This window comes from Pseudomonas lalkuanensis (genome assembly GCF_008807375.1).
GTDB classification, from domain to species: Bacteria; Pseudomonadota; Gammaproteobacteria; order Pseudomonadales; family Pseudomonadaceae; genus Metapseudomonas; species Metapseudomonas lalkuanensis.
The window spans coordinates 3,734,468-3,749,732 of record NZ_CP043311.1; the positions used below are offsets into that span (position 1 = coordinate 3,734,468).

Genomic DNA, 15,265 nt, shown 5'->3' on the forward strand with positions numbered 1-15,265 from the left:
CTCCTAGGCATCGAGTTCTTCGTCGTCCTGGTCGTCTTCAAGGTCCCAGCGGACCATCATGGCGTGATCTTCATGGATCACGTTATGGCAATGCATAACGTACTTGCCCTTGAAGTCCCGGAAACGAAACAGCACGACCATGGTCATGGTCTGGTCGAGCACGAAGGCATCCTTTCGACCTCGCTCATGCAATGGAATCGGCACCTCGACGCCATCGACCAGCTTCTTGAGCATGATTCCTTCCTCGAAGTGCGAGTGAATCGGGTGAGACCACCCGCCTCCCGTGCTGGCGAACTCCCAGATTTCCGCACTCCCTTGGCGGACCCGCGCCCTTGGCCGATTGGCGTCCACCAGTTGCCGGTTGACCTGCCACAGCCCGTTGCGCCGATCGAACTCCCAGCGCCGCACGGGCAGCTTCTTCAGTTCTTCGGCTGACGGGAGATCCGGCAATGGACGCAAGAACCTGGGCACCTGGCTCAGGTCCTGCTCAGGCGGATGGCGGTCAACAATGAACTTCATCACACGCGTGCCCGGCGCTTTGGAGTCCTTGGGTTTACGCGTGCTGTCCTGGCGCAGCCGATTGGTCAGGTACAGTTCAGTGCCGATCGGGTACCTGGAGAAGTCGACGACGATGTCGGCCCGCTCGGCCACCCCCAGCCTGACATGAGTGAAGTTGAACAGAGCTTCGGGGAGCAGGTTGCCGTCGTTGGCTATGTAGGTAAACCGCTGCACGACATTGCGCGAGTTCACCAGGTAGAGGTCATAGAATCGGCTCGGACCGCTATTCAACAGGCGCAGCCGGTACTTGCGAGCCGCGACCCGCAAAACCGGCTCGATCTTGCCATTGATCACGACCTTGTCACCCAGCACACCTTCCGCGTGGAGCTGGTCGTAGAACAGCTGCCCGTCGGGCATCGGCGTGAAGCGCCGATCACCAAATGCAAGCGGGTAGTCGTAGGGATGGCTGGGCAGTCTCAGCGCACTGGGGCGTGGATCGCGCTCGTCACCTGAGTCGATGTGGTCGAACAGCAGGTAGAAGCCGATCAGCCCGCGATAGACGTTGGGGGCGGTGTAATCCAGGGTATGGTCGTGATAGAAGAGCGTCCCCAGTGCCTCCCGATAGTCGCCGATGCCATTTTGCAGCTCATCGTACCCGGCGTAGATGTTGGGGTAGAAGTGATCCTTGAACTGCCCTCTTCCCTGCCCAGGGCCTGACCTGTTCAGCGTCGGCCCCGCCTTTTTGCCGCTGTAGTAATCCCCAGGGAAGCCATCGCTCTCCGAGGGTGTGTGAGCATTGTGCAGGTGCGTAGAAATCTCCGGCGTGCCGAAGCCGACGTGATTCTGTGGCAGGTCGTTATAGATACGGCAGAGCACCGGATGCCCGTATGTAGCGAAAATGGTCGCCGGAACGGTCGCATCAGGATTGCTTCCCCGGTACGCCCAGACTTTTTGCTCAGGCAAATCAGGGTGGGTGATCCATTCCGTATTCTGCACCACGCGCAGCTCGTACAACTCCGGGGCTCCCAGCACAGCGGTCAATTCTTCATAGCGCTGGTGTGCATCACGTCCCGCCTCCCCCGCCTCGGTATTGGGGTCAATGGTCGGCGCGGGATCGAATGCTTCGGTGTGTGCGACCGGAACGATGACCGATGGAAGCTCTTCCATCCATGGCCGGGTCACCGGACTGGGTGGAAAGATCGGCTGCGGCGTGGTGACCCATTCGACGGCATGGCCGGACCGGCTCGCCGGGAGCCACGGAGCCGCCAGGACAGCCGCCGAGAGCTGGAGAAACGTTCGCCGATTGGTGTCGCTTTTGATCTGTCGTTCCGAAAAACTCCCCTTGTTGCTCCGTTTGCCGGTTCGCATCTGGTTGTTCCATCACCCCATTCTCAACGCATGCCCTCTCACACCGCCCTAGCCACGGTTTGTCGAATGTCCTCTCCCCTGCGCCGAATCTCAGCACGCCATGATCGCTTCTTGTTGAGCGAATGATGTCTCATCCTTCAGTACAAGCAGCTTTTCCGGCGCATAACCGACCGTCCGTCCAGCAAAGTGCCATAAGGCAATATTCAGCAATAAATCAATTGCCTATACGGGCTTTATCGCCACCCAAAAGATAAAGTCAATTTTATGGCGCACCAAAACCCCGGACTTGCAACCCCTCAGATGGTTTCAGGAGGCGAGAGAGCAAAAGCGCGACTTCGTTGTCTGAGTCTGCACCTGGCCAGCCCCGCTGAAATGAAACGGGTGGTGGGTGTTCAAAGACAATGTCAGCCGAGGTTATGGCATGAAGGCAGGTTCACTCATTGGGACGTTGATGCTGATCGCGGCAATCGGCGGGTCCGGGAGCGTCATCGCGGATCATCGTTGGGATGGCGATGAAGATTGGGAAGATGAGTACCGGGATGGTCCCTGCCGGGTCAAGGAAGTCTCCGATGGCAACCAGTACAAGAAGGAAATCAAATGTCCGGATGGCAGGGGAAGGACCTGGAAGCACGGCGAGTGGAAACGCGAGTTCCGGGATGGCCCGTGCCAGGTCAAGATTGAGGCCAAGCGAGACGAGTACAAGGAAGAGGTGAAATGCGAGCGGAGAGGTGACGACTAAAGTGAGTCGACACTTCACTCGACGACAGGTTACGGCCGCGTTGAAGCACACGTTGAGCGAGGGCAATCCTCGCCTCAGTGAAGTCACCCCACTGTCGCGGGCTACTGCCTCATCACATTGCTGTAATCCGGAGTGGTGAATTCTGCCGCCTTCTACTTCCTCGCTTGAAGAACAGCCCGCCCGCGAGCTTGTCGCGGACGGGCTGCCTGGGCGAGGAGGCAATTTCCCTTGTTTGCGACTGACGGGGTGAATACCAGGCGCACTGGGTCAGCCCGAGCGAACCTCGATGCGTCGGCCACGCACGCGCTCTTCCTTGGGCAGCTCGACTCGCAGCACGCCGTTACTGCATCTGGCTCTGGCCTTCTCGGCAATGACCGGTGCGGGAAGCTGGAAGCTGCGCCGGAAACTACCGAAGGTGCACTGCCGGACACGGTAGCGCCCATTACCCTGTTCCTGCTCGATGCGCTTCTCACCGCGGATAATCAGAGCATCTCCGTGCACCTCCAGATCCAGATCGTCCTTCACCATTCCTGGCACCTCGAGGCGAATGACGATCTGTTCGCCATTCTCGTAGAGATCGCCGGCCAGCAATCCCCAGTTCGAGGCGAGTGCCGGTGGCAACGAGGGCTCCTCCGACGAGCTCCTGCTCCGGTTGACGGGTGTGAAGCGCGTCAGTGCCTCGCTCGCACGATCGCGAAGCTGGCGCCAGCCCTCGCCCAGCGAATGCCAGGTTTCCTCCAGGCCATGCTTGAGTTCAACTAGTTTGTCCATGGGGTCGACCTCCTCAGGCTCAGGGGCCTACTCGCTTCTCACGACGATCTTCCGCGGCTGGGCGTGCGCGTGCTTGGGAATGCGCAAATCCAGCACACCGTCCCGCAGCTGAGCATCGATCTGTGACGTATCCAGCTCGGAGCTCAAGGTGAAGGCTCGCCGGAACCGCGATAGCTGGACTTCGGCATAGACGGCCTCCAGCTGTTCGGACATCAGCGGCATGATCTCTCCTTCCAGCACAAGCGAGTCACCTTCCACATTGACCATGAGACGCTCCTTGGGCACACCCGGAAGGTCCGCGAACAATTGGATTCCGTTGTCATCTTCGAAGACATCGACACGCGGCAGCAGTGTTTGGGATTCAGTCTCGCCGCGCACGACCGCTTGCTTGTCGTTCATGGTGATTCCTCCTTCAAACCGATGCTGTTACTGAATGGTTATGCGCTTGGGTTGCGCAGCCTCCCGCCGAGGCAGCGAGATGCGGAGAACGCCATCGCAATAGCGAGCTTCGACCTTGTCGGTATCGACCTCATCATTGAGGCTCACGGTGCGCTTGAAGCGTCCGGAATAACGCTCGTTGGCATATACGGAGCAGTTGCCTTCCTCCGTGCTGCGCGCCGGCCGGCGCTCGCCGGAAATCGATAACAAGCCTCGGTGAATCTGCAGATCGAGGTCGCTCGGATCGACGCCGGGAACGAAGGCGTAGACCTCCATGCTGGAAGGCGTGCTGCCCACATTGATCGCCGGGAAAGCGCCACTGGCCAGCGCGCGAATGCTGCCTGGACGCCCCAGTCTTGTGCCCAGGACTTGTTGCAATTCGCGCTGCAGCCTCTCGAACTCGGCAATTGGGTCGCTCGACAGATTGAGAAGGGACTCGTACATGACAAACCTCCTTCCGGCTGACAGACATGATTTCAAACAGGAGACGCGAAACCTCAAGTTCCGGCTCCTGACGACGGGGAATATGTAAGCGATTTGGAAGCTTTCAAGTCCCGGCTTAAACAAACATGGAATGAATATATTCCCATCCGATTGGGCGCCAGCGGTCTGTCCAAGGCTGAGTGGACAGACCAGACAACGTCGAAGAGCCCAATACTGCTCGGAAATGCAGCACTCGAAACTGTGGCGGTCGTCGGGCGCACTCAGGCCGGCAGAGGTGATGTAAGTCCCGCTGCCACCCGCTTCTGGCTAGCTTGCCTTGGCAAACTCCGGCTTCTCCAGATGCGATTGCTGGATCGTCCTTATCAACCAAGTCCGGAATGCCGTGATTTTGCTCGACTCCGCATACTCAATGGGCGAGACGAGATAGAAACTGCGCAATTGCATTCACTTGACCACCTGATTGCATTCCACTTGACCACTCAATTGCATGGGACTTGAACACCCAATTGCACCGGTGATGATCAGTGTGCCGGGAGCGTGCGACGGGTTTTCCAGCGTCAGCTATACAGCTACGCGAGCCTCTTGCTTGGGGTACGATCCTATCGCTGTGTCATCTATCACAAGAGAAACGGAATGGCTGCAGACAACTGGAAGGCCTTCGACCTAGCCGAGTGGTGTTTGGACTTGATGATCAGTCACTATGCGCAACTGATCCATGTAGAGCGGCAGCAGTCTGAACCTGATCAGATGCTGATTGAGAAGTGGCAGCACGAACATACCCACCTAGACGAGCGCGATGCTTTGCGCATCGAGGACCGCGCGAACAGCGAGCGGGTTTCTCGTATTTATGCTCCACTCCTACGGACACTGTCCCGACAGGCCGGGTATGCCCTAGAGCAAGACCGAACTCACCCCAGGCAATAGCCAAACCACCACCAGTCGGCGTCTGAAAGGGTGGGACCTTATGCCGAGGTGATCCGGCAACTCAACGGCGAACTCGGCATCGAGACCATTGTGAACGAATTCAGGGACCGGATCGTGGGCGGGCGGCAACTGCCCGCCGCTGGCCGCGAATAAAACAACACCGGCGCGAGGCCGGTGTTGGCGTCAACAGAGCAGGCTCTCACCAAACCTCATGTGTCTCCGCTCTGTAGTTGTTTTCAATTCGTTCAACGAGTAGAGGTGCACTGATGATTCCCCTAGTAGAGCACCTCTGCTCCTCCAAACTGAGATCTCGCTCAAGCCGGACTGCCTCATCGCCATTCCACAGCCAGATAGAGCCACCGGGACCACCGTTCCTAGAGCGGAACGTGGGAAATGCTTGCAAGCTTTCAGGAACAGGAACGTTTGCAACCACGGATAGCAGCCCTTGATTAACTGCGCTCTGAACCACAAAGAAAGCAGAGAACTGAACAGGACTACTTACTACAGCTGAATAATCTGCTGGCTCCGTGTCGTAAAACCCGGAAAACACCCGGATCAAATAGCCAAACTCAGGATGCTTGTGCGTGACTTGCGCATATGCAACCCCCTGCGAAGTCAGAACTTGCAGAACATCACCCAGTTTCACTTTTTTGCCATTTAAAATCCTTCATACCCGGCTCTCTTCAACAGCTCAGCGCCGCGAATCAGCCCCTGCTCGTATTTGGTCGGGTTCTTAATCTTGGAGATGGAATTGATTTTGTTGATGAGTGTGCCGCCATCTTTTCCAAGACCATGAAAGTCAATCAGCGTTTGCTCAACCGCACGGGCATCCGCACGTGACAAGTTTTGCAGCCCTACAATTTTATCAATTGCGATTCCTTTTTCGCGCAAGTGCGCCTGACCTCGCTTCACTATATCGTCGGTCAGGTACATGTGTTCTGGAACAGGTAGCTCAGGCTGAGGGCACCGGGATTGACCCGGTGCCCTTGCTTTTTTGCGCCCCTGTCCATTCGGACACCCGCGCGCACCACCCTGAAGGCTGATCAGGTGCTGCACGCACCCTGCAATCAGCCAGAGGCACGCAAGCTAAATCTCAGCCGCACATCAGGCGTCCCACGGTGCTGTATCTGGACGAGACGAACGAAAAGCACCACCAACCAGACGACCGAGCAAACTCGTGCCACCTCACTGGCAGCTTGTTGTCGCTCATTTGCCCATAGTGGCCGCCACCGGACTCAAAATGTCCGGCCTGATCGTCTCTTCCCTATGCCCAGGAACCGCGACCTGCGACGCGGCCAGAACCACTTCGCGCTGTTCGAGTTGATCGCCGAAGTCTGTCCTGATCATGCGAACCAGGGACCAGGCCAGCACGCCGAGGACCGGTATCAGTGGAAGTGCCACGACGATTGTCGACGTCTGCACCGCCTTGAGCCCCCCGACCTTGATCAGACCGATACCGATCACCGCCAGAAGCAATGCCCAGACAATACGTAGCCAGCGTTGCGGCTCGTCATAACCGTTCAGTTCACGCGAAGTGACCGACGCCAGGACGTATGCGGCAGAATCCAGCGTGGTAGCCAGGAACACGAAGCACAACAGCACGAACGCGGCAATTATTGGACCGGAGAACGGAATGGTCTTGAGGATGGCGAGAACGGCTGCCGGAATACCCTGCTGACTAAGGATCGCGCTCACGTCCAGCGCACCAGACAACTGGAGATTCAGCGAATATCCGCCCCATACGGCGAAGAAGACCCAGCAGCCGAGACTGCCCCAGACCAACTCGGCAAGAATCAACTCCTTGATGGTGCGGCCCCGTGAAATACGAGCCACGAACAAACCCATCATCGGCGCGTAGGCAATCCACCAGGCCCAGTAGAAAACCGTCCAATCCTGGGGGAAGGAGCCCTTCGCGATCGGGTCGGTCCACAAGCTCATGTGAATGAAGTTGTTGAACATCAATCCCAGGCTGTTTGCCCATCCATTAATAATCATCAGGGTGGGGCCGATGATGGCTACAAACGCCAACAGCAGAAGTGCCAGATAGACGTTTATGTCGCTGAGGATCTTGATTCCCTTGCTGAGACCGAACCAGACGCTCATACCGAACATCAGTGTCCAGAGGGAGAGAATCGCCATATCGAAGGCAAACGACGGCTTGATCCCAAAGACATCGCTGGCCAGGGTCGAGACCAGCGGTACGGCAAGACCGAGCGAAGTTCCCACGCCCCCGACAATCCCGAAAACCACGATCGTATCGAGCAGGATGCCCATCCAGCCGTTGGCCTTGTCTCCAAGTACCCCACGTGCAGCAACCGATAGACGTACACCGGGCTGTCGGCGCACATACATGGAATAGGCGATGGGCAAGGCGGGCAAACAGTAGAACGCCCAAGGCGTGACGCCCCAATGGAACTGTCCGTAGGTCAGTGCCCACTCGGCAGCCTCTCGGCTGTGCGCTGCGACATTCAGTGGCGGTGCGTTGAAGTAGTAGATCGGCTCAACCCAGGCCCAGTTGACGATGGCAATACCGATACCACCGCAGAAAATCATCGCGACCCAACTGAAATAGGAAAACTCGGGTACATCCGTATCCCGGCCTAAGCGGATGTTTCCGTAACGGCCGAAAGCGAGCCAAAGCAAAAACGCAACCACTGCCAGCCCGGAAACCAGGTACAGCCAACCGAACTTCCCGGTGGAAAACGCAAACATCTGGTTGATGATCGCTTCACCCGACTCGGGGAAAGCAACCAAGGGAATGGTGATGCCCAGAATGACAATCAATGAGGGCCAGAATACGCGCCCATCAAGCGCAGTGCCCGTGTGGACTTTGTTCATTTCGCAAGTCTCCTCAATAGCTCATTGCCTTTCACAGCAGTGCAAGGCCAGAAACCGGATTAGTTCCGCAGATCGGCCGGAAAGCTGACGTGGGGTCGCGCAGAGCGGAGGAGATAGCAGGGGCAGCGGAGCGAAATATTCTTGTGATTGTTGTTCATAGTCGTCTCTCGATTGCGGGATTTATTGTTGTGTTCGACTTGAGTCGTCTTCGGTTGCCCGGGGCGCCTTGATCAAGTCGGTGTCACCCTTATGCGGCGGAGCTCGTTAAGCGTCGGTGATTGCAGCGCTCCAACGAAACATGGCCAGATCCCCACCAGGCGTTGCCAACACCCGGTGGGACATCCAGTAGCTACTTCATCGTCGGCATGGAGAACTCGACGCCTTCACGCACACCGGACGACGGCCAACGCTGGGTCACGGTCTTGCGGCGGGTATAGAAACGAACTGCATCCGGGCCATAGGCGTGCAGGTCGCCGAACAACGAACGCTTCCAGCCACCGAAGCTGTGGTAGGCCACCGGCACCGGCAGCGGGACGTTGATACCGACCATGCCGACCTTGATGTTGTCGGAGAAGTACCGAGCGGCTTCACCGTCGCGGGTGAAGATGCAGGTGCCGTTGCCGTACTCGTGGTTGTCGATCAGCGCCATGGCTTCTTGCATGCTGTTGACGCGAACAACCTGCAGCACGGGGCCAAAGATCTCTTCCTTGTAGCTGACCATTTCCGGCGTCACCCGATCGATCAGAGTGCCGCCCACGAAGAAACCGTTCTCGTAGCCTTCGACACAGGGCTGACGACCGTCGACCACAACAGTGGCGCCCTGCTCTTCCGCACTGTCGATGTAGCCAATCACCTTCTGCTGATGCTGGCGGGTGATAACAGGACCGAAATCATTCTTGCTGTCGGTGTAGGCGCCGACTTTCAGGTTCTGCATGGCCGCCTGCATTTTCTCGACCAGCGCATCCGCAGCTGCATCACCCACCGCCACGGCGACCGACAAGGCCATGCAGCGCTCGCCGGAAGAGCCGAAGGCTGCCCCGAGCAGTTGGTTAACAGCGTTGTCCATGTCTGCGTCGGGCATCACGATGGCGTGGTTCTTGGCACCACCCAGCGCTTGGCAACGTTTGCCATGGGCAGTCGCGGTGGAATAGATGTACTCGGCCACCGGAGTCGAACCGACAAAACTCACCGCCTGAACGCGAGGGTCGCGCAGGAGGATGTCCACCGCTTCCTTGTCACCGTTCACCACGTTCAGCACACCATTGGGCAGACCCGCTTCTTGCAGCAGCTGGGCAATGAACAGGGTGGAGCTCGGATCGCGCTCGGAAGGCTTGAGGATGAAGCAGTTGCCGCTGGCAATCGCCATCGGGAACATCCACAGCGGCACCATCACCGGGAAGTTGAACGGGGTGATGCCGGCCACCACGCCCAACGGCTGGAACTCGCTCCAGGAGTCAATGTTCGGTCCAACGTTCTTGCTGTGTTCCCCCTTGAGAAGCTCGGCGATGCCACAGGCGTATTCGACGTTCTCGATGCCGCGCTGCAGCTCACCGGCGGCGTCATGGGAGATCTTGCCGTGCTCCTCACCAATCATCTGGCAGATGGTGTCGGCGTTCTTCTCCAACAGTTCCTTGAAGCGGAACATCACTCGGGCACGTTTGATCGGCGGCGTATCGCGCCAGGCCGGGAAGGCTGCTTCAGCCGCGGCAATCGCACAATCCACGGTCTGGGCGGTGGCCAGTGCGACCTGGCGGGAAACTTCACCAGTAGCCGGGTTGAAGACATCCTGGGTGCGCTTGGCGGCAGTTGTGATCTGGCCGTTGATCAGGTGGCCTACAGTGTTCATGAGCGGATTCCTCGTATGTTCAGACAGGTTCGAAAAGGGCGAAAGGACTTACCAGAGGCTGCGGTACAGCTCGACCATCTCGGCCTCGCTTGGTACGCGCGGGTTATTGCCAGGCGAGCCGGAGGCCAGCGCCTGACGAGCCATGGTCGGCATGAGCTCAAAGAACTGATTACGATCGATACCGAACTGCGCCGGTGTTGGCACGTTCAACTCAGCGTTGATCGCCTCCAGTTCAGTGAGGAGCTTCTCAACAGCGATGTTGTCGCTGTCTGAGGCGGTAGCTACCCCCATCGCTCGCGCACAGTCGGCGTAGCGATCCCGGGCCGAGGGGATGGAGAACGCAGTAACAGCAGGCAGCAGCATGGCGTTCGAAAGGCCATGCGGCACATGGAAGAACGCGCCGATCGGGCGGCTCATTCCATGCACCAAAGCGACCGAGGCGGCCGAGAACGCCAAACCCGCCAGGGTCGAACCCAGCATCACCGCTTCACGTGCCGCGCGATCATCACCCTTTGCATAGACCCGACGCAGGTTCGGTCCGATCAGACGCATTGCGGCCAGCGCCTGTGCATCGCTGAACAGGTTCGCCTTCTTGCTGACATAGGCCTCGATGGCATGGGTCAGCGCATCGATTCCGGTATCGGCAGTGACCCTCGGAGGCAAGCTCAGGGTCAGCTCGAAGTCCACCAGTGCGGCCACGGGCATGAAGCCTGCCCCGACGCAGAGCATCTTCTCGTCGCTTTTCTCGTCGGTGATGATGGTGAAGCGAGTCACTTCCGAACCGGTGCCGGCAGTGGTTGGAATGGCGATGATCGGCAGACCGGCCTCGGTGACGTTGCGCGGGAACTTGTAGTCGCGCATTTCGCCACCGTGCTTGGCGAGGATGCCGATGGCCTTGGCGCTATCAATCGGGCTACCGCCGCCCAGTGCGATGATGCTGTCGTAGCCACCACTCCGAGCGGTTTCGACACCTGCCTGGATTGAGGCAACCGTGGGTTCAGGTACGGTATCGGAGAAGACGTCTGCATACAGACCGGTATCGGCGAGGGCATTTTGAATGCGCCCGGCGTAGCCCAGTTCAACCATCATGCGGTCGGTAATGATCAGCGGGCGCATGCATCCCAGGCTGGCGAGGATCTGCGGGATCTGCAGGCTGGCCCCGGCTCCGGTCTGCAGAACGCGGGGGAGAATGCTTGAGTAAGTCATGATGAAATCTCTTTTCGCGGCATGAGCGAGCCCGCGAGCGGGCTTCGACGCTCGTTCTTAGAGAGGGTGAGGGCATCCTGGGGCGGTTCAGACCCGATACGAGGAATAGGCCTGAACCGCGTACTGGGTGGTCCTACCGGTTAGGTAGGCAGGTACTCGTCACTCCAGCTTTCGCTGATCGCTCCGATATCCAGCAGCGTGCGAATCTGCTCAGCGCTGTAACCCAGTCGTTCAAGAACCCTGCGGGTAGAGGCACCAAACTTCTCTGCCGGCGGAAGGGCGCGAATGCGCGAGACGCGCGGGCGAATCGCGTAAGGGTCGAGCTGCGTAATCCGATGACCGCTGGGATGATCGCCATACACGCTGAAGGCGTAGCTGCCGATGCTCGTGCCCGGCTGACCATCGGCTGCGCGGCTATAACGTTGACGCAGATTGTCAATGTTGTCCGGCACCGCAGCAGCGATGTTGGCCGCTTGCAGACGCTCTTGCAGCGTTGCACTGGACATGCGGCCGATGGCTTGGCCAAGGAAGGCCTCACGATCGGTCGCCGAAGCCACTCCTGCCAGTTCGGCAATAGCACCGAACTTGTCCAGGTCACTCTCGTCAGCATCCAGGTAGATCCAGCCGTCTGCCGTGCGGTAGAAGCGCGACAGCTCGCTGTAACCTACGGCGTCACGACCAGAAGGTTCATCGAAGGGGCCGCGACCTGCGTAGTCGTAGCAGAACGGTATCTGGACCAGGTTACCCAGTGCCGCCAGAGAGGTGCGCGCACGGTGGGCTTCGCCGGAGCGATGCTTACGATACAGCGCAGTGGCCACACCCAGGGCTGCAGCGAAGCCGCACATCACATCGATGGTACCGACGTGGGCGTGTTCTTCTGGGGTCTGCATGCCGCCGCCAAATCGCAGCATGATGCCGGTGGTGGCCTGGATCAGATCGTCGTAGCCCAGGTAGTCGGTACGCGGTCCACGGCGCGGGCCACCGAAGCAATCGAGCTGGCAGAAGATCACACCAGGATTGACCGCCTGCAGGCTGGCCTCGTCCAGGCCCAGCGGGGCCAACTGACGATCCGGGGCGTTCATCACAATTACGTCCACTTCGCGAACCAGGCGGTTGAACACCTCGCGACCGGCAACGGTGTTGAGGTCGACCAGGATGCTTTCCTTGCCGCGTGCGGAGGACAGGCCGAAGACGACTGTGTTCCACGGATCGTAGTTGGGCACTGCCGGATCAAGCTTGATGACATCTGCGCCGAAGCGGCCGAGGAACGAGGTGGAGTGCGGACCGGCGATGACGTTGGTAAGGTCGAGGATCTTCACACCGTCCAGCCAACCACTCTGACCGTCCAATTTCGGTGCCGGCAGGGTCGGGGTCGGACGTTCCTGCAGCGTTGCCAGCGCCTCATCGAAAGTAACGTCACGCCGGGAAACCGGCTTGAGCATCGGTTCTGCACAGCCTTCCAACCATGCCACCGGCCCTGGTTGTTTCATTAGCCCGTACTCGCGGTCCGTCACCTCGACTACCAGACCAGCAGTGTTGGAGTGCTCGTCGTGTAGCCATTCCTGAGTGGAACGGTGTGGAGCCCCAGGGAATCGCCCCTCGCCGAAGATCACTTCCCACTCGGCAGCAGTCTTCGTGAGGAACACTTCCTTCATCCGTGCGGAGATACGCGCGGCCCAATCTGCGGGCAGCGGGTAGACACCTAGGGAAGCATCGCCTTCCCACTGATCGATCGGCAGGTACGGGTTGTCCACCTTGGGCAGGCCAGCGGCGAGCATTTCCTCGTACAGCCCCATTGCCTGCAGGCAGCGCTTGGCATGGTCTCGGTGCGAAGGACAGACCGCATAGAACTTGCGGCCATCGGCGCATTCGTAGGTGCGATAGAAGGGATCCAGGTACTCCTGCAGCTCCTCATAGCTGAGGTTCATCGGCAGGTTCTCCGCCCTGCGCCGCTCGCTCTCCTTCTCGCGCAAGGTCTTGTATCGCAGCGGATAGCCGTCGATCTTGATGGAGTTGTACGAAAGCCCTTCCATCACCGCCGAGGAAAGCGGCACTTCAATCTCATCACCTACGCCACTTTTTTCGCGCGCCTGCAGAGCCAATACCACGGCCGACACTGCGAGCATGGTGCCGTAGGCGGAGGCCAACGGCAGCGGAGAGAAGCTTGGGTTGATCCCCATCAGCACCCGATTCTGGCCCATGTCGGTGAACACGCCAGAGGCTGACGCGATTACTGCCTCGGTGGCGCGCCACTCACGACGCAACTCATCGTTGCTGGCGAAACCGGGGATGGAAAGTGTGATCAGTTCCGGGCGGCTACGCCGCAGCTCAGAGAAATTCAGGCCTAGGCCTGCCATCACACCCGGGCGGAAGTTTTCGATCACAACATCCGCCTTCGCTACCAGTTCGCGTGCCTGGCGCAGTCCATCGGCACTCTTCAGATCCAAGCGCATGCACAGCTTGTTGCGGTTGAGTGTGGCGTTGGCCGGACTGTCCCAAAGCGGGCCCGTTGGGGGATCGATGTGAATGACGGTGGCACCGAGATCGGCGAGGATCATCGCTACCGCGGGACCGGCGATGTACTGGCCGAAGTCGATAACGTTGACGCCCTGCAGGGGCAGTTGCTTAGCGTTTCCCATGAGGTAACCCTATCTAGCGCCGAGTCGGCCAGGCAGACCGACCACGGTTTATTGTTGTTGTCGATTTCTTGCATTAACCGGTCACCTGACCTGACTAGCAGGGCCATCGGCTTGCGATCTGGGGGCTACTTTCGGGAAAACGTCTGCCAGGGAAAAGCAATAAAAAATGGCCCTAAGGGGCCATTTTTCTTATGGATGTCGAGCAGAGCTTATTGCAGGCGGTATCAAGAATTCGCGGAGTCGGCTTCTGCGCGGAAGGCTAATGCCTCACTGGTCAACCATTCGGCAAATGCAGCAACATCAGGATTGATAACGCTGTGCTGGGTGTACACGAGATAGAAGGCCTCCTGTGTGGCGACGGTGCTGGCCAATGGAGCAATGAGGCGGCCACTTTGCAGCAGATGGTGCACGAGTGATGAGCGAGCCAAGGCCACGCCTTGGCCCAACTCCGCCACCTCAAGCGCGGAAATCAGCGTGTCGAATTGCAATCCCTGGGATGAGTCAACGCTGTCCGCTCGGTTCTTCTTGAGCCAGTAGCCCCAACCTTCTTCGTAACCCAGCACATGCAATAGTTCGTGGTGGGCCAGATCCAGCGGGCGACTCAAGGGCCTTTCGGCAGTTGGGAGACTGGGAGAACACACCGGTTGCAAGGTATCCCAGGTGAGTCGCTCGGATTTCATACCCGGCCAGCGCCCTTGCCCGTAGCGAATCTCCAGATCCGAATCCGAAGCGGAGTCATCCACCCAGATATTGCTGTCGATTCGGATGTTGATGTGAGGATGCCGAGCACGAAAGCGCGGCAATCGCATCGCCAGCCAATGCGTGAAAAAAACCAGGCTGGTTCGCAGGACCAATACACGTCGATGCCCCTGGCCAAAAATTTCATCGGTAGCCGCTGCCAAACGTTCCACCGACTCACGTACGACGGGAAAGTAAGACATTCCTGCTTCCGTGAGCTCCAGACCGCGCGGCAAACGCTTAAACAGGGCTGTGCCCAGCTGCGACTCCAAAGCCTTGAGCTGCTGGCTGATCGCAGCTTGCGTGAGGTTCAGCTCCTGGGCTGCATGGGTGAAGTTAAGGTGGCGGGCAGACGCTTCAAACGCGCGGAGCCAGTTCAATGGAGGTAAGCGCTTTTTCATGTGCAGCTCGCGAGATTCAATTGCCTCAGATGGTAAATGGCCGGAGCACACGCATTGAAGGGTATGGACTGCAATATGGAACGCTTCGCGCCAATTGGGGCTATGGTGCGACCCATGACGGCGAGCGTTATGAGGTCCATCTGTGTTGCCGCTGACCGTAAACTCTAGATTTTGATACGAGCGGTTTCGGCGATTTTTGAGTAAATCCTTTTCCCCACATGTCGTCACCAGCGACACGAAAACAAAACATGTCGGCAGAATCCAAAAACGGCGACACGTTGTGCATACGGGAAGATTCGATCTGAAGCAGCCGTGGCGCTAAGCAGCATTCATGAGTGCCCCTGGCGGTATGCTCCGGGACCTCCCACCCCTCATGAGAGTGAAAATATTGCTTCATTTTTTTCTGAAAAATTAA

At 58.5% G+C, this 15,265-nt stretch carries 12 protein-coding genes; 2 read left to right on the plus strand and 10 right to left on the minus strand.

The features are described 5' to 3' along the window. Window positions 1-3: 3 nt before the first annotated feature. On the minus strand, window positions 4-1,866 hold the full coding sequence (locus FXN65_RS17455) for a multicopper oxidase family protein (protein WP_151134741.1): 1,863 nt from the start codon (window positions 1,864-1,866) through the stop codon (window positions 4-6). 388 nt (window positions 1,867-2,254) lie between these two features. On the opposite strand from FXN65_RS17455, the gene FXN65_RS17460 reads away from it, so the two are divergent. Further along, window positions 2,255-2,605: a hypothetical protein gene (locus FXN65_RS17460; RefSeq protein WP_226282204.1), complete on the plus strand. Its 351-nt coding sequence runs from the start codon at window positions 2,255-2,257 to the stop codon at window positions 2,603-2,605. A gap of 267 nt (window positions 2,606-2,872) precedes the next feature. On the opposite strand, the gene FXN65_RS17465 is transcribed toward FXN65_RS17460, so the two are convergent. The 3 genes from FXN65_RS17465 to FXN65_RS17475 are packed head-to-tail and all read right to left on the minus strand — an operon-like array spanning window position 2,873 to window position 4,258. Beyond that, complete coding sequence (locus FXN65_RS17465) at window positions 2,873-3,376, minus strand: Hsp20/alpha crystallin family protein (protein WP_151134743.1); 504 nt, start codon at window positions 3,374-3,376, stop codon at window positions 2,873-2,875. 27 nt (window positions 3,377-3,403) lie between these two features. Next, entirely contained in the window at window positions 3,404-3,775 is a 372-nt protein-coding gene (locus tag FXN65_RS17470; protein WP_151134745.1) for an Hsp20/alpha crystallin family protein, read from the minus strand. Between the two features lie 27 nt (window positions 3,776-3,802). Then, on the minus strand, window positions 3,803-4,258 hold the full coding sequence (locus FXN65_RS17475; RefSeq protein WP_151134747.1) for an Hsp20/alpha crystallin family protein: 456 nt from the start codon (window positions 4,256-4,258) through the stop codon (window positions 3,803-3,805). A gap of 633 nt (window positions 4,259-4,891) precedes the next feature. On the opposite strand from FXN65_RS17475, the gene FXN65_RS17480 reads away from it, so the two are divergent. Continuing rightward, window positions 4,892-5,182: a hypothetical protein gene (locus FXN65_RS17480; RefSeq protein ID WP_151134749.1), complete on the plus strand. Its 291-nt coding sequence runs from the start codon at window positions 4,892-4,894 to the stop codon at window positions 5,180-5,182. A 657-nt stretch (window positions 5,183-5,839) separates the two neighbouring features. On the opposite strand, the gene FXN65_RS17490 is transcribed toward FXN65_RS17480, so the two are convergent. The 6 genes from FXN65_RS17490 to gcvA all read right to left on the minus strand — a co-directional run bounded on the left by FXN65_RS17490 (window position 5,840) and on the right by gcvA (window position 14,850). Further along, window positions 5,840-6,115 (minus strand): hypothetical protein, encoded by a 276-nt coding sequence (locus FXN65_RS17490; protein ID WP_151134751.1) that lies wholly within the window; start codon window positions 6,113-6,115, stop codon window positions 5,840-5,842. Window positions 6,116-6,388: 273 nt separating this feature from the next. Then, on the minus strand, window positions 6,389-8,020 hold the full coding sequence (locus FXN65_RS17495) for a BCCT family transporter (RefSeq protein ID WP_151134757.1): 1,632 nt from the start codon (window positions 8,018-8,020) through the stop codon (window positions 6,389-6,391). A 349-nt stretch (window positions 8,021-8,369) separates the two neighbouring features. Continuing rightward, the gene (locus tag FXN65_RS17500) at window positions 8,370-9,866 is read right to left on the minus strand and encodes a CoA-acylating methylmalonate-semialdehyde dehydrogenase (protein ID WP_151134759.1); all 1,497 of its coding nucleotides are present in this window, start codon (window positions 9,864-9,866) and stop codon (window positions 8,370-8,372) included. A 48-nt stretch (window positions 9,867-9,914) separates the two neighbouring features. Next, window positions 9,915-11,072 carry an iron-containing alcohol dehydrogenase gene (locus tag FXN65_RS17505; protein WP_151134761.1) on the minus strand — a complete coding sequence of 386 codons (1,158 nt, stop codon included), beginning with the start codon at window positions 11,070-11,072 and terminating at the stop codon, window positions 9,915-9,917. A gap of 140 nt (window positions 11,073-11,212) precedes the next feature. Further along, window positions 11,213-13,711 carry a CoA transferase gene (locus FXN65_RS17510; RefSeq protein WP_044870137.1) on the minus strand — a complete coding sequence of 833 codons (2,499 nt, stop codon included), beginning with the start codon at window positions 13,709-13,711 and terminating at the stop codon, window positions 11,213-11,215. Between the two features lie 224 nt (window positions 13,712-13,935). After that, entirely contained in the window at window positions 13,936-14,850 is a 915-nt protein-coding gene (gene gcvA / locus FXN65_RS17515; protein ID WP_151134763.1) for a transcriptional regulator GcvA, read from the minus strand. Window positions 14,851-15,265 lie beyond the last annotated feature (415 nt).

What these genes read in the sequence shown, in the direction of transcription:
- FXN65_RS17500 (WP_151134759.1), bottom strand. Translation starts at nt 9,866, where the DNA reads ATGAACACTGTAGGCCACCTGATCAACGGCCAGATCACAACTGCCGCC.
- FXN65_RS17495 (WP_151134757.1), bottom strand. Translation starts at nt 8,020, where the DNA reads ATGAACAAAGTCCACACGGGCACTGCGCTTGATGGGCGCGTATTCTGG.
- FXN65_RS17490 (WP_151134751.1), bottom strand. Translation starts at nt 6,115, where the DNA reads ATGTACCTGACCGACGATATAGTGAAGCGAGGTCAGGCGCACTTGCGC.
- FXN65_RS17505 (WP_151134761.1), bottom strand. Translation starts at nt 11,072, where the DNA reads ATGACTTACTCAAGCATTCTCCCCCGCGTTCTGCAGACCGGAGCCGGG.
- FXN65_RS17480 (WP_151134749.1), top strand. Translation starts at nt 4,892, where the DNA reads ATGGCTGCAGACAACTGGAAGGCCTTCGACCTAGCCGAGTGGTGTTTG.
- gcvA (WP_151134763.1), bottom strand. Translation starts at nt 14,850, where the DNA reads ATGAAAAAGCGCTTACCTCCATTGAACTGGCTCCGCGCGTTTGAAGCG.
- FXN65_RS17510 (WP_044870137.1), bottom strand. Translation starts at nt 13,711, where the DNA reads ATGGGAAACGCTAAGCAACTGCCCCTGCAGGGCGTCAACGTTATCGAC.
- FXN65_RS17455 (WP_151134741.1), bottom strand. Translation starts at nt 1,866, where the DNA reads ATGCGAACCGGCAAACGGAGCAACAAGGGGAGTTTTTCGGAACGACAG.
- FXN65_RS17470 (WP_151134745.1), bottom strand. Translation starts at nt 3,775, where the DNA reads ATGAACGACAAGCAAGCGGTCGTGCGCGGCGAGACTGAATCCCAAACA.
- FXN65_RS17465 (WP_151134743.1), bottom strand. Translation starts at nt 3,376, where the DNA reads ATGGACAAACTAGTTGAACTCAAGCATGGCCTGGAGGAAACCTGGCAT.
- FXN65_RS17475 (WP_151134747.1), bottom strand. Translation starts at nt 4,258, where the DNA reads ATGTACGAGTCCCTTCTCAATCTGTCGAGCGACCCAATTGCCGAGTTC.